8 protein-coding genes are annotated in these 14,078 nt (G+C 70.4%); 4 read left to right on the top strand and 4 right to left on the bottom strand.

From position 1 onward, the window contains the following. Positions 1-12: 12 nt before the first annotated feature. On the bottom strand, positions 13-1,458 hold the full coding sequence (locus tag OG870_RS15055) for an MFS transporter (RefSeq protein WP_266584801.1): 1,446 nt from the start codon (positions 1,456-1,458) through the stop codon (positions 13-15). A 143-nt stretch (positions 1,459-1,601) separates the two neighbouring features. Between OG870_RS15055 and dusB the strand changes: the two genes are divergently transcribed. Next, positions 1,602-2,732 (top strand): tRNA dihydrouridine synthase DusB, encoded by a 1,131-nt coding sequence (gene dusB / locus OG870_RS15050; protein ID WP_266513950.1) that lies wholly within the window; start codon positions 1,602-1,604, stop codon positions 2,730-2,732. A 221-nt stretch (positions 2,733-2,953) separates the two neighbouring features. Here the strand turns inward: dusB and OG870_RS15045 are convergent, their stop codons facing one another. The 3 genes from OG870_RS15045 to OG870_RS15035 form a co-directional block, all read right to left on the bottom strand. Beyond that, complete coding sequence (locus OG870_RS15045) at positions 2,954-4,777, bottom strand: sulfatase-like hydrolase/transferase (protein WP_443063430.1); 1,824 nt, start codon at positions 4,775-4,777, stop codon at positions 2,954-2,956. Positions 4,778-5,143: 366 nt separating this feature from the next. Continuing rightward, positions 5,144-7,081 (bottom strand): amylo-alpha-1,6-glucosidase, encoded by a 1,938-nt coding sequence (locus OG870_RS15040; RefSeq protein ID WP_266584803.1) that lies wholly within the window; start codon positions 7,079-7,081, stop codon positions 5,144-5,146. Further along, on the bottom strand, positions 7,078-8,517 hold the full coding sequence (locus OG870_RS15035) for an MGH1-like glycoside hydrolase domain-containing protein (RefSeq protein ID WP_266513945.1): 1,440 nt from the start codon (positions 8,515-8,517) through the stop codon (positions 7,078-7,080). The genes OG870_RS15040 and OG870_RS15035 overlap by 4 nt, the downstream gene beginning before the upstream one ends. A gap of 120 nt (positions 8,518-8,637) precedes the next feature. Between OG870_RS15035 and OG870_RS15030 the strand changes: the two genes are divergently transcribed. From OG870_RS15030 to OG870_RS15020, 3 genes are all read left to right on the top strand, one after another. Then, positions 8,638-9,840 carry an ROK family protein gene (locus tag OG870_RS15030; RefSeq protein WP_327690970.1) on the top strand — a complete coding sequence of 401 codons (1,203 nt, stop codon included), beginning with the start codon at positions 8,638-8,640 and terminating at the stop codon, positions 9,838-9,840. A gap of 406 nt (positions 9,841-10,246) precedes the next feature. After that, on the top strand, positions 10,247-12,967 hold the full coding sequence (gene ppdK / locus OG870_RS15025) for a pyruvate, phosphate dikinase (protein ID WP_266513939.1): 2,721 nt from the start codon (positions 10,247-10,249) through the stop codon (positions 12,965-12,967). Positions 12,968-13,147: 180 nt separating this feature from the next. Continuing rightward, positions 13,148-14,074: an oxidoreductase gene (locus OG870_RS15020; protein ID WP_266840518.1), complete on the top strand. Its 927-nt coding sequence runs from the start codon at positions 13,148-13,150 to the stop codon at positions 14,072-14,074. The last annotated feature ends 4 nt before the right edge of the window (positions 14,075-14,078 follow it).

Raw genomic sequence — 14,078 nt, 5'->3', positions numbered from 1 at the left:
GACCAGCCCCGACTACGCACGCACTCCGGCGGCTTCGCGCACCTCGGCGGACTCCAGCTGCTTGGCCGTCCGCTCGGCAGTCCCCTTCGCCCAACGCCCGTTCGTCAACGCCCCGAACACGAGTACCGCGACCCCGCACCCCACGAGAATCCACCACCCCGGCACCGAAGCCGACACGAACGTGTCCTTGTACGACGACGAGCCCACGCCGGACGCCAGCACCGCACCCACCACGGCGACGCCCAGCGTCTGACCGAGCTGTCGGCTCGTGGAGGCGACGGCGGCGGCGACACCGGCCTGCGCGCGCGGCATCCCGGACACCGCCGTGTTCGTGATCGGCGCGTTCACGAACCCGAACCCGATGCCGAACACCATGTACCCGAGGAACAGCGTGGCGTTGGACGTCTCCGCGTCGAACGCCGCGAACAGCACCGCGCTCGCGGTCATCGCGAACCCCGCGATCAGCAGCGGCAGCCGAGGCCCCCGGCTGCCGACCAGCCGCCCGGACAGCGGGGCGCACAGGAACATCGGCACCGCCATCGGCAGCATCCACAGCCCGGCGTGCAGCGCGCTCAGGCCCCGTACGTTCTGCAGATACAGCGTCGACAGGAACAGGAATCCGCCCAGTGCCGCGAACGCGCTGATCGCGATCACGGTCGCACCGCTGAACGGCACGGAACGGAAGAACCGCAGATCGATGAGGGGTTCGTCGCGCCGGGGCTCGTACCAGAGGAGCCCGATCAGCGCGGCCACGGCGATCACGGCGAACGGCGCGATCGAGCCGGCGCCTGAGCTAGGTGCCTCGATGATCGCGTACGTCAGGGAGCCGAACAGGGCGATGACCAGGGACTGTCCGACCGGGTCGGGGCGGCGGGCCTTGGGCGCCCGGGACTCGGGGACGAAGCGCAGGGTGAGGAGCAGCGCGGTCAGGCCCACCGGCAGGTTGACCCAGAAGATCGACCGCCAGCCGACCGACTCCACGAGCAGCCCGCCTACCAGCGGACCGGCGGCCATCGATATGCCGACGACCGCGCCCCACACGCCGATCGCACGGGCGCGCTCGCGCGCGTCCGTGAAGGTGTTGGTGATGATCGACATGGCGACCGGGTTGAGCATCGAGCCGCCGACCGCCTGGAGCATGCGGAAGGCGATCAGCGCGTCGAGGCTGGGCGCCAGGGAGCAGAGCAGTGAGCCCAGGCCGAAAATGGTCAGGCCTGCGATGAAGACCTTCTTGCGGCCGATCCGGTCGGCGGTGGAACCCGCGAGCATGAGCAGCGAGGCCAGGACGAGCGTGTAGGCGTCGATCGTCCACTGGAGACCCGACGTACTGGCGTCCAGGTCGTGCTGCATCGACGGCAGGGCGACGTTCAGGGCGGTGACGTCGAGGCTCACGATCAGCAGGCTCATGCAGCAGATCGCGAGGACGAGCTGACGTCGGCGGGGGCTGAGCTCGGGCATGCGTTGCAGCGTACACCGACTTCGATAGTGCGTCTAACTAATTACCTGGCGTATCTCGGGCGGCCTGAAGGGGAGGCTTTGGGAGTGCGCGACAATGGGTGCTTGCCCATGACCGCTGCCGTACTTCCGCCCGGAGCCTGCTGATGTCCCACCCGCTGTCCATCGGTCCGCACGCCGTCACGCCGCCTGTCGTGCTCGCGCCCATGGCCGGGATCACCAATGCACCCTTCCGCACGCTGTGCAGGGAGTTCAGCGGGGGCAAGGGGCTGTTCGTCAGCGAGATGATCACGACCCGGGCGTTGGTCGAGCGCAACGAGAAGACCATGCAGCTGGTCCACTTCGACGCGACGGAGAATCCGCGCTCGATCCAGCTGTACGGCGTCGACCCGGCGACCGTCGGCAAGGCCGTCCGCATGATCGCGGAGGAGGGCCTCGCCGACCACATCGACCTGAACTTCGGGTGCCCGGTGCCCAAGGTGACGCGCAAGGGTGGGGGATCCGCGCTGCCGTACAAGCGGCATCTGCTGCGGGCCATCCTGCGCGAGGCCGTGTCCGGGGCCGGGGATCTTCCGGTCACCATGAAGATGCGCAAGGGCATCGACGACGACCACATCACGTATCTCGACGCGGGGCGTATCGCTGTCGAGGAGGGTGTCACTGCCATCGCCTTGCACGGGCGGACCGCCGCCCAGCACTACGGCGGCACGGCCGACTGGGATGCCATCGCCCGGCTGAAGGAGCACGTCCCGGAGATTCCGGTGCTCGGGAACGGGGACATCTGGTCGGCCGAGGACGCGCTGCGGATGGTGCGGGAGACCGGGTGTGACGGGGTGGTCGTGGGCCGGGGGTGTCTGGGGCGGCCGTGGCTGTTCGCGGATCTGGTGGCGGCGTTCGAGGGGCGGGGAGGCGGTGCGCGGCCCTCGCTGCGTGAGGTGGCCGGTGTGATGGTTCGGCATGCCACGCTGCTTGGTGAGTGGATCGGTGACGAGGCCAAGGGTGTTGTCGACTTTCGTAAGCACGTGGCCTGGTATCTGAAGGGGTTCGCCGTCGGGAGCGAGATGCGTAAGCGGCTTGCCGTCACGTCGTCTCTGGAGGAACTACGGGGCGGGCTGGACGAGTTGGATCTGGACCAGGCCTGGCCCGATGGTGCCGACGGGCCTCGTGGGCGTACGTCAGGCAACAACAGGGTGGTGCTGCCGGACGGTTGGCTGAAGGACCCGTATGACTGTGCGGGGGTCGGGGAGGACGCCGAGCTGGATACGTCCGGCGGGTGAGTCGGATGCCTGCGGCGCCTGTGCGGCTTCGGTGGGGGTGCGTGTAGCGCGTCGGGTTCGGTGGGGGGGGTCGGGGCCGGTGCGGGGGGTGTCCGTCCTCGGTCCGGCGGTGCTGTTGGTGGGGATGTGCTGGTGATGGACGCCGGACGCTGCGGGCGGGCACCCCCCGCCCCGTCCCCTTCCCGCCGTTTGCGGCTACGGCGCCTGCCGCGGCGTTCCGCTCAGCCCTTCTTGGGGTGTGGGGTCGAGCCGTATGCCGTGAGGAAGGCGTCGCGGAAGTTGCTCATCTTCCAGACCGGGGCGTTGTGGGCGGGGCGCAGGCCGTCTGTCCAGTTCCAGGAGTTGATCTTGTCGAGGACCTTCGGGTCCTTGGCCACGATCGAGATCGGGACGTCCCGGCTGGCGTGGTTGCCGCTGACTCGGGCGATGGGCTGGTGGTCGCCGAGGAAGACGAGGACGGTGTTGTCGTTGCCGTAGCGCTCCAGCCACTGGGTGAGGGCGGTCACCGAGTACTGGACCGACTTGCCGTACTCCGCCTGGGACTTGGGCGAGCTGGTGAGGATGTCCGAGGGCTTCTTGCCGGCCTTCTGGATGGCGTTGAAGATCGAGCCGTTGCCGATCTGGTCCCACGGGACGATCTTCGGGAGGGGCGCCCACGGCTGGTGGCTGGAGGTCAGGATGAGGAACGACATCCGTGACTTGCCGTTGGCCGGCTTCTTGCTGTGCACCTGCCTCTGGAACTGTTCGAGGGCGTACTGGTCGGGCATGGTCGACCAGCTGAACTTCGGCCCCTTGTAGCCCAGCTGGAAGGCGTCGTAGACCTTGTCGAGGCCGTACCACTTCTCCTCCGGCCAGCCCTTCTGCACGCCCGGCATGATGCCGACCGTGTCGAAGGCACCGGTCTTCTGGAACGCCTTGGTGAGGGTGAGGTGTTCGCCGTTGCCCGCGGTGACGGTCCGGTAGCGGCTCTGGTTGTTGATCCACAGGCCCGACATGGTCGTGGAGTGGCCGAGCCAGCTGCTGCCCCCGTACGTCGCCGACGTCAGCCAGCCGCTCTTGGCGTGGAAGCCCGCCTTCGCGAGGGCCTTGGTGCGCGCGGCGAGTGTCGCGTCCACTCCGGGCGCCTCGACCGGGTCCTCGATCGCGCTGCGGCCGTAGCTCTCGATGAAGGTGAAGACCATGTCCTTGCCGCGCAGATCCGGCACCAACTGGCTGGGCGGTGTGTTGCCGAACGTGTCAGCCCGCGCGATCTTCCCGAATGCCGCCTCGTCCCGGATGGCGTCCCGGACCCGCTCCGCGCGGTACTTGAGCATCGTGACGGTGTGCTCGGCGGACAGCGGCACGCCGGCGTTCTGCAGGTTCACGCTCGCGCAGGTCATCCAGAACGCGCACAGCACCAGGAGGACGCGGGTCGAGTGGCCCGGGTGCCGCCCCACCAGGTTGCCGACGCGGACCGCCGCGAGGGCCATCACGGCGAGGATGAGCGCGACGAGCAGGACGACGCCGATGGCCGCCAGTTGGGCCGTCCCCTTGCCCAGCGTGTCGCCGAGGTAGGACTGTGCGTCGGTCAGCAGCGGCCAGTCCAGGATGATGTTGAAGCCGCGGCCGAGGTATTCGTAGAAGCCGATGTCCATCAGGTTCAGCACGGTGAGCACGCCGAGCAGCAGCCCGAACAGCACCGCCACGATCAGCCTCGGCCTGCGCGGCAGAGCGGTCAGCACGGCCGCCCCGAGCAGCGCCTCCACCGGTAGTCGTATGAACTCGGCCGGGCGGAAGGTCTCAAGGCGGTTCGGCATCACGAGCGCCGCGACGATGAGCGCGAGCGCGCCGGTCGTCACGACGATGCCGATGACCTGCGCGGGCACGGGGTGGGCGGCCTTCCAGCGCCGCCAGGCCCGCCGGGGGTGGGGGCGCGGAAGGGAGCGTATGCGGGAGAGGAGGCTCGGGGCGGCGACGAGTTCCTTGCCGGCTTCTCGCTCCGCGGTCTCGTCCCCGGGCGCCCCTGCCGTTTCCGTTGTCTGGCGCGTGCTCGTGTCCTGAGGCAACCCGAAGGTCCTTCCATGCGAGGCCCTGATGCGGAGTGGCGGGCCACGCTGGGGAGGCTGGGACCCGCCACAATTCCGTACGGCCCACCCTGCGCCCACGTTCAGAGGCCAAGGGCAAACACCCGGCAAACGGGTAACCAACGCTGCCGCCAGCGCCCTCCAGGCGTGCAGGGAACGGCGCGATCGGCTACGACGAGCCCGCTGCCGCCCATGGCCGGTCTTTGGGGGGAAGTTGCGGGGAACGGCACGATCGGCCACGGCGAGCCCGCTGTCGCTCACGGCCGGTCTTTGGGGGGACGTTGCGGGGAACTGCGCGACCGGCCACAACGAGCCCGCAGCCGCAACACAACCCCCCGCCCCGAGTTCTTACGCGCCCCCAACCGCCGTCAGCAGAGCGAGAGGCGCCGCCGCCGAACGAGATTCCCGCACGCACGCATGCGGATACGGCACCGGCTCCGTGTGCGTGTCCCGGCCGTACCCCGCGAGAACCTCCGGCAGCCGATGACCGGAGGTCGTCGCCGCGTCCACCAGGGCATGGGCGACGACCCGGGCCTCGTCATGCAGCCCGTAGCGGGCCAGTCCGAGGGTGATCAGTGCGTTGTCGTGCGGCCACACCGAACCGCGGTGGTACGAGAGGGGGTGGTAGGCCGCCTGGCCCGCGGCCAGCGTCCGCACACCCCAGCCCGAGAAGAAGTCGGGCTCCAGCAGCCGCCGGCCCACGACCTCCCCGTACTCCTTGTCCAGCAGCCCCGACCAGAGCAGATGCCCCGCGTCCGAGGCCAGGGCGTCGACCTGCTTGCCGTCGCCGTCGAGGGCGAGTGCGGGGAAGGAACACTCCCGCATCCAGAAGTCCCGCTGGAAGCGGTCGCGGAGGTCGCCGGCGGCCTGTTCGAGTAACGCCGCGTAAGTTCCGTCCTCCCATACCGTGCGGGCGATCCACGCCGTGCGGCGCAGTGCGTCGTACGCGTATCCCTGCGCGCCCGCCGCCATCACCGCCCCGCTCGCCCGTGTCCCGTCGGCGGAGCAGATCGCGCCGGGGGAGTCCTTCCAGTTCTGGTTGGCGAGGCCGCCCTGGTCGGCGCGGTAGACGAGGTAGCCGCGGGAGGTGAGCCCGCCGTGGTCGAGCATCCAGCCGACCGCCGCTCGGGCGTGGGGCTCCAGCCGGCGCGCGAGAGCCGCGTCCCCGGTCTGCTCGACGTAGGCGCCCAGGAGGACGAGGAAGAGGGGGGTCGCGTCCACGGAGCCGTAGTAGCGGCCGTACGGCACCTGGCCGAAGTGCGCCAGCTCCCCGTGCCGCACCTCGTGCACGATCTTGCCGGGCTGGGACACCGCGTCCGCTCCGGTCTCGGTCGCCTGGGCCGCGGCGAGGGCCGGGAGCGTGGCCGCGGCGAGCTGGGGGCGGTAGGGAAGGGCGAAGAGCGAGGTGAGCAGGGCGTCCCGGCCCAGCAGGGTCAGGAACCAGGGGGCGCCCGCAGCCGGCACGCGAAGGTCCTCGCCGTCCGGGCCCGTCGCCGTGACCTGGAGTGCGGCCAGGTCGGCGAGGCCGCGTGCGCAGGCCGCCGCCAGCTCGGGCCAGCCGGTCGGGAAGGACACACCCTCCACGAACTCACTTTCCAGAGTGCGGAGTTGGGTCTTTGCGGCGGTCGGGGACGTCGGGACCTGCGCGGAGCCGGCGGCTCCGTGGGGGTGGGCCGCCACCCGAAGCGTCAGTTCCGCCGTGCCGTGCGGCTGGAGGTCCAGGGTCCATACGAGGCGGCGGGCGCCCGTGCCCGTCTCCTCGACGGCGTCCGGGGCGGGGGTGGTCCGCACCGTCGTACGGGAACGCCAGTCGCCGCGCTGGTAGCCGAACTCCATGCCGTCGTCGAGGGCCTGGCGGGAGCGGACGGCACCGATCTTGGTGTAGGTGCGGTGGTCGGAGCGCAGTTCGAACTGGTCGGTGAAGTCGGCGTCCGCGGTGACCGCGAGGCGGACCGTCGTCGGCACCGGGCGGTTGCTGGTCACCCGCAGGGACTCGACGAACGCGCTGTCCCCGACGGCCTGTTCGCGGAAGATCGTGTACGCGGGCGGCTCCTGGCGTCCGCCGCGCGGGACGAGGACACAGCGCGCCGTGTCCCCGTCCGCGACCGGCGTGAGCGCCTCGGGTACGGCGCCGTCGACCGTCAGTTGCCAACGGCTCAGGTGCCGGGCGTCACGCACGAACAACCCGTCCGGGGAGCCCGATCCCCGGACACCGCTGATGTCCCCGCCGTCGCCCATGGCCGCGAACGTCCCGCCGTGCACGAGCAGATGATGCCGCTCCGTCATGCCCGGTCCCCTCCCCTGACTCCCTTGTCACTGCTGTCGAACGTGCCGTCGCCCATGAGGGACACGCCGTGTCCGGGGCGCATGTGGAGCAGATCCAGCGCGAGCGCGGCGGTCCAGCCGAACCCGGTCGCACCGCACGCCTCGCCGGTGTGCGGGTCCACGTACTCCGCGAACCCGGAGGTGCCGGCGATGTCCAGGACGGCCTCCCGCAGCGCGTCGGCCATCGCCTGCTCGCCGTGGGTGCGCAGCCCCCGCTCCAGCAGCCAGCTCGTGTTGAACCAGGCCGGGCCGCGCCAGTAGCGGTGCGGGTCGAAGGCCTCGCCGAGGAGGTCGTAGGACGGGGGGAGGCGGGTCGAGCTGCCGAGTCCGAAGTGCGGTCCGCGGGTCGTGCGCACGAGGGCGTCGGCCGTCCCGCGCGGCAGCGTGGGCAGCAGGAGGGGGAGCAGGCCCGAGACGCTTCGCTCCGGGATCAGCTCGTCGCTGCGGACGTCCCGGCAGAAGAACATCTGCTCGGTGGGGTCCCACAGGCGGTCGAGCATTGCGGTCGTCAGCCGCTCCGCCCGCGCGCGGCGGGCCGCGCCCGTCGCGCCCAGCTCGTCCGCCACCCGGGACAGGGCGTGCTCGGAGGCGATGAGCAGGGCATTGAAGGAGGGGTCCTCGACGGCGAACTCGGATGCTCCGTCGGCGTATTCGCGATCCCGGTAGTCCGTCGCCAGCCGCACGTACCGCCCGTAGTCCAGGTCCGTCGGCCGGTCCTCGGCGGCCCCGTGGTCGAGGTCGGCGCGGCGGAAGGAGCGGGCCGGGGCGGGGGTGACGCGGGCCAGCGGGGCATCCCAGCAGGGGCTGTTGTCCATGCCCTGCTCCCAGGGGTGGACGACGGACACCAGGCCGCCTCCGCCGAGGTCACGGCGGTGCAGCAGATAGCGGTGCCAGGCGGCCAGGCGGGGATACACCCGGGTGAGGAAGCCGCGGGCGCGGGACAGGCCCGGGTCGGCGCAGTGCACCAGCCAGGCGGCGAGCGCGTGCACCGGTGGCTGCACGATGCCTGAGGTCTGTACGGTGCGCGGGGCGCCCGCGGCGCGCCCCGCGGTCGAGGAGCGCCAGAAGTCGGGGCTCGGGAAGTACGCGTCGAGCGGGACGGAGGGGTTGAAGACGATGTGCGGGATCCGCCCGTCCTCCCACTGGGCGTCCAGCAGCGTCTCCAGCTCCCGCTGCGCCCGTAACGGCGACAGATGTCTGAGGCCGATCGCGATGAACGCGGAGTCCCAGGACCACTGGTGCGGATACAGGCTGCGCGAGGGGACGGTGGAGGCTCCCGTCCAGTTGTCCTCCAGTACGCGCACGGCTCCGAGGTGCAGCTCATCCGGCTCGGGCGGTGGATCGTATGCAATGGGGTGCTGTGCGGCACGGCTGGCGAGTTGGACAGTGCGATCCACTCAGGGCTCCCCGAAGGACGTGCGGACGACCGGTTCGGTCGTGGCTACCGTAGAGTTACGTCTATTTAACACGCAAAACTCAATATGTAATGCAGGCTTGAGAAACACAAGGGGGTGCGCATGACTGGACGCGGCCAGGCTCGCGCCGGCGATCTGCTCGAACTGGTACGAAGCGGGCGGGCCACCACGCGCGGCGCGCTCCAGCAGGCCACCGGGCTCTCCCGCGCCACCGTCGGCCAGCGCCTCGACCGGCTCTTCCGCGCGGGCTGGCTGCGCGAGGGCGCCGGCGGCCCGGTCGACTCGCCCCTCGGCGGACGCCCCTCCATCACCCTGGAGTTCGACGACGAGCACGCGGTGGTCCTGGCCGCCGACCTCGACACCCGCCACGCCCGCGCGGCCGTCCTCTCGCTGGCCGGCGAGATCCTCGCCGAGCACTCCGGCACGCTCGTCATCGAGGACGGCCCGGACGTCGTACTCGGTGAACTCGGCCGCTGGTTCGCCGAGTTGCTGGAGAAGGCCGGGCAGCCGGCTCGGACGGTCTGCGGGATCGGGCTCGCGGTGCCGGGGCCCGTCGACAGCGACACCGGCCGGGTCGTACAGCCGCCGATCATGCCGGGCTGGGACGGCCACGACATAAGAGGCCGCCTTGCCGGAGCCTTCGCCGAGTGCGCGGGCGAGGGGGCGGGGGTGGTGCCGGTGCTCGTGGACAATGACGCGAATCTGATGGCGTACGGCGAACAGCGCACGGGGTACGACGACTGTTCGGCGTTCGTGCTGGTCAAGGTGTCGACCGGTATCGGCGCGGGGGTCGTGGTCGACGGGTCGATCTACCGGGGCATCGACGGGGGCGCCGGCGACATCGGGCACATCCGGGTGGGCACGGAGGCGCTGTGCCGGTGCGGTGCGTACGGCTGTCTCGCCGCCGTCGCGAGCGGTGGTGCCGTCGCCCGGCGGCTCGCGGAGGCCGGGTTGCCGACGGCCTCCGGCTCGGATGTGCGGGATCTGCTCGCGGCCGGGCATCCCGAGGCGGTCGGGCTCGCCCGCGAGGCCGGGCGGCTGGTGGGGGACGTCCTGGCGACCGTCGTCACGCTGCTGAACCCCGGCGTGCTGATGATCGCCGGGGATTTGGCCGGAACTCCCTTCCTCACGGGGGTCCGGGAGTTGCTGTACCAGCGGGCGCTGCCCCGCTCCACGGCCCATCTGGACGTCGTGACCGCCCGGCTCGGGGAGCGGGCCGGGCTGGTGGGGGCCGGGGCGCTGGTCGTGGAGCACCTGTACGCGCCGGAGCGGGTGGAGGAGCGGCTGCTCGCGATGGGCGTGTGACGGCCGCGTTTCCGTCCCAGGTCGCGTCCGCATGGTGAAATCTGGCCGCCTGTGACAGCGTGATTCTTGCCACCCTTGATAAGGGCTGCGCTCAGATGAGCGGATCATGAGCGACTGCACTTCTCCAAGGGGTGGCACGCAGTGCCACCCCTTGATCGTTCATCGATCGAAATCAGACGTGCCGAGAGCCGCTCACATGAGCGGATTTCTCGGGTGAGTGAGGGGGGCTGTGTTCAAGAAGTGAAAACATCCGCCCGTCATCGCTTGCCAAGCTTTGACTTTCGATCCACTGGCGGACGAGTGGTTACGGGCGCATGACACGTGAGTAGACGTACCCAGAAGCCTTCGATCTGGGTATGTTCCTCGCCGTCAGGGCAGCCACCGCGTCCTCGAGGGAGTCGAGACCGTGTCGGAAAACAAAGAACCCCACGTAGCGAAGTTCGTTTACGACTTCACCGAGGGAAACAAAGACCTCAAGGACCTCCTGGGTGGCAAGGGCGCGAACCTCGCGGAGATGACCAACCTGGGACTCCCCGTTCCCCCTGGCTTCACCATCACGACGGAAGCCTGCAAGGTCTACCTCGACAGTGGCGAGGAGCCGGCGGCACTGCGTGACGAGGTGAGTGCGCACCTCGACGCTCTTGAGGCCCGCATGGGCAAGAAGCTCGGTCAGGCCGACAACCCTCTGCTCGTCTCGGTCCGCTCCGGCGCGAAGTTCTCGATGCCCGGAATGATGGACACGGTCCTGAACATCGGGCTCTCCGACAAGTCCGTGAAGGGCCTCGCCGAGCAGGCCGGCGACGAGCGGTTCGCCTGGGACTCGTACCGCCGCCTCATCCAGATGTTCGGCAAGACGGTCCTCGGCGTCGACGGCGAGCTCTTCGAGGACGCGCTGGAGGCGGCGAAGGCGGCCAAGAAGGTCACCGTCGACACCGAGCTGGAGGCCGCCGACCTCAAGAAGCTCGTCACCAAGTTCAAGAAGATCGTCAAGACCGAGGCCGGCCGCGACTTCCCGCAGGACCCGCGTGAGCAGATGGACCTCGCCATCCACGCGGTCTTCGACTCCTGGAACACCGAGCGCGCCAAGCTCTACCGCCGCCAGGAGCGCATCCCGCACGACCTCGGTACGGCCGTCAACGTCTGCTCGATGGTGTTCGGCAACCTCGGCCCGGACTCCGGCACGGGCGTCGCGTTCACCCGCGACCCGGCCTCCGGCCACCAGGGCGTCTACGGCGACTACCTGCAGAACGCGCAGGGCGAGGACGTGGTGGCGGGCATCCGCAACACCGTCCCGCTCGCGGAGCTGGAGCAGATCGACAAGAAGTCGTACGATCAGCTGATGCAGATCATGGAGACCCTGGAGAACCACTACAAGGATCTCTGCGACATCGAGTTCACCATCGAGCGCGGGCAGCTGTGGATGCTGCAGACGCGCGTCGGCAAGCGGACGGCCGGTGCCGCCTTCCGCATCGCCACGCAGCTCGTGGACCAGGGACTCATCGACGAGACCGAGGCGCTGCAGCGGGTCACCGGCGCCCAGCTCGCCCAGCTGATGTTCCCGCGCTTCGACGAGGACGCGAAGGTCGAGAAGGTCGGCCGGGGCATCGCGGCCTCGCCGGGCGCGGCGGTCGGCAAGGCGGTCTTCGACTCGTACACCGCCGTGAAGTGGTCGCGCTCGGGCGAGAAGGTCATCCTGGTCCGCCGGGAGACCAACCCCGACGACCTCGACGGCATGATCGCGGCCGAGGGCATCCTGACCTCGCGCGGCGGCAAGACCTCCCACGCGGCCGTCGTCGCGCGCGGCATGGGCAAGACCTGTGTCTGCGGTGCCGAGGAGCTGGAGGTCGACACCAAGCGCCGGCGGATGACCGTGCCCGGCGGGCACGTGGTGGAGGAGGGCGACCTCATCTCCATCGACGGTTCGAGCGGCAAGGTGTACCTCGGTGAGGTGCCCGTCGTCCCCTCCCCGGTCGTGGAGTACTTCGAGGGCCGGATGCACGCGGGCGCCAACGACGCCGACGAGCTGGTCGAGGCCGTGCACCGGATCATGGCGTTCGCCGACCGCAAGCGCCGCCTGCGGGTGCGCGCCAACGCGGACAACGCCGAGGACGCGCTGCGTGCGCGCCGCTTCGGGGCGCAGGGCATCGGCCTGTGCCGTACGGAGCACATGTTCCTCGGTGACCGCCGTGAGCTGGTCGAGCGTCTCATCCTGGCCGACACGGACGACGAGCGCGAGGAGTCCCTCAAGCAGCTCCTTCCGCTGCAGAAGCAGGACTTCGTGGACCTGTTCTCGGCGATGGACGGCCTGCCCGTCACCGTCCGGCTGCTGGACCCGCCGCTGCACGAGTTCCTGCCGGACATCACCGAACTGTCGGTGCGGGTCGCCCTTGCCGAGTCCCGCAAGGACCCGCACGAGAACGAGCTGCGCCTGCTCCAGGCCGTGCACCGGCTGCACGAGCAGAACCCGATGCTGGGCCTGCGCGGCGTACGTCTGGGACTTGTCATCCCCGGCCTGTTCACGATGCAGGTCCGGGCGATCGCCGAGGCCGCGGCCGAGCGCAAGAACGCCAAGGGTGACCCGCGCGCCGAGATCATGATCCCGCTCGTCGGCACGGTCCAGGAGCTGGAGATCGTCCGCGAGGAGGCCGACCAGGTCATCGCCGAGGTCGAGGCCGCGACCGGTACGCAGCTCAAGCTCGCCATCGGCACGATGATCGAGCTGCCGCGGGCCGCGCTCACGGCCGGCCAGATCGCGGAGGCGGCGGAGTTCTTCTCCTTCGGCACGAACGACCTCACCCAGACGGTGTGGGGCTTCAGCCGGGACGACGTGGAGGCCTCGTTCTTCACGGCCTACCTGGAGAAGGGCATCTTCGGCGTCAGCCCGTTCGAGACCATCGACAGGGACGGCGTGGGTTCGCTGGTCAAGTCCGCCGTGCAGGCGGGCCGCGAGACCCGTCCCGACCTGAAGCTCGGTGTCTGCGGCGAGCACGGCGGTGACCCGGAGTCGGTCCACTTCTTCCACGAGGTGGGTCTGGACTACGTCTCCTGCTCGCCGTTCCGGATCCCGGTGGCGCGCCTGGAGGCGGGCCGCGCGGCCACACAGTCGACGGGCAGCGACCACCGCTGACCCGACGGCCACTGAACCCCGGAGCCGCCGCCCGTCCCCGACCCTCAACACCGATGGGCGGCGGTTCCGGATCACCAGGAGAGGGCGGCACCCGTGCGGGGGTGCCGCCCTCTTGTGTCCTCCGGTCGGCGGGGCTCGTCTCGTACGCTGGGTGTTCGCCCGCTCGTGGAGGGAGTCGCCATGTCCGGCTGGAGCGAGAAGGGCGTGCCCGACCTGAGCGGCCGGGTCGCCGTCGTCACCGGGGCCAACAGCGGGCTCGGGTACGTGGTCGCGCGGGAGCTGGCGCGCAAGGGGGCGCGGGTCGTGCTCGCGTGTCGCAGCGAGGTGCGGGGGAGTGCGGCGGCCGATCGGATCGTGCGCGAAGTGCCGGGCGCGATCGCGGAGTTCGCCCGGCTCGATCTCGGGGACCTGGGGTCCGTACGGGAGTTCGCGAGCCGGTTCGGTTACGAGTGGCTCGATCTGCTCGTCAACAACGCCGGGGTGATGGCGTTGCCGTACGGTACGACCGCGGACGGGTTCGAGACGCAGTTCGGGGTCAACCACCTGGGGCACTTCGCCCTGACCGGGCTGCTGTTGCCCGTGCTGCTCGGCACGCCCGGAGCGCGTGTCGTGACCGTCTCCAGCGAGGCGCACGCCATGGCCAACATCGACCTCGACGACCTCAACAGCGAGCGCCGCTACCGGCGTTGGATCGCCTACGCCCGCTCCAAGACGGCCAACCTTCTCTTCACGCACGAGCTGGCGCGCAGGCTGGCGGCACACGGGGCGGACGTGGTGGCGGCCGCGGCCCACCCCGGGTACGCGGCCACCAATCTGCAGGGCACCGCACCCCGGATGGAGGGGCGCAGGCTCGCCGGGTGGGTGATGGAGATCGGCAACCGAGTTCTCGCACAGTCGGCGGAGGCCGGCGCGCTGAGCACGCTGTACGCGGCAACGGCCCCCGGCGTACGGCCCGACTCCTTCACCGGACCGTCGTTCATGATGTGGCGCGGCGCGCCGGGGCCCTCGTGGCGGGCGCCGTGGACGCTCGACGACCGTGCGGGGGAGCTGCTTTGGGCCGCGTCCGAGCAGCTGACGGGCGTGACATACGCCGGCCTCAAGGTGTGAGCGT

The organism is Streptomyces sp. NBC_00461 (assembly GCF_036013935.1).
GTDB lineage: Bacteria > Actinomycetota > Actinomycetes > Streptomycetales > Streptomycetaceae > Streptomyces.
Note: the sequence above shows the minus strand (reverse complement) of the source record. Positions and strands in the feature narration are given on the sequence as shown.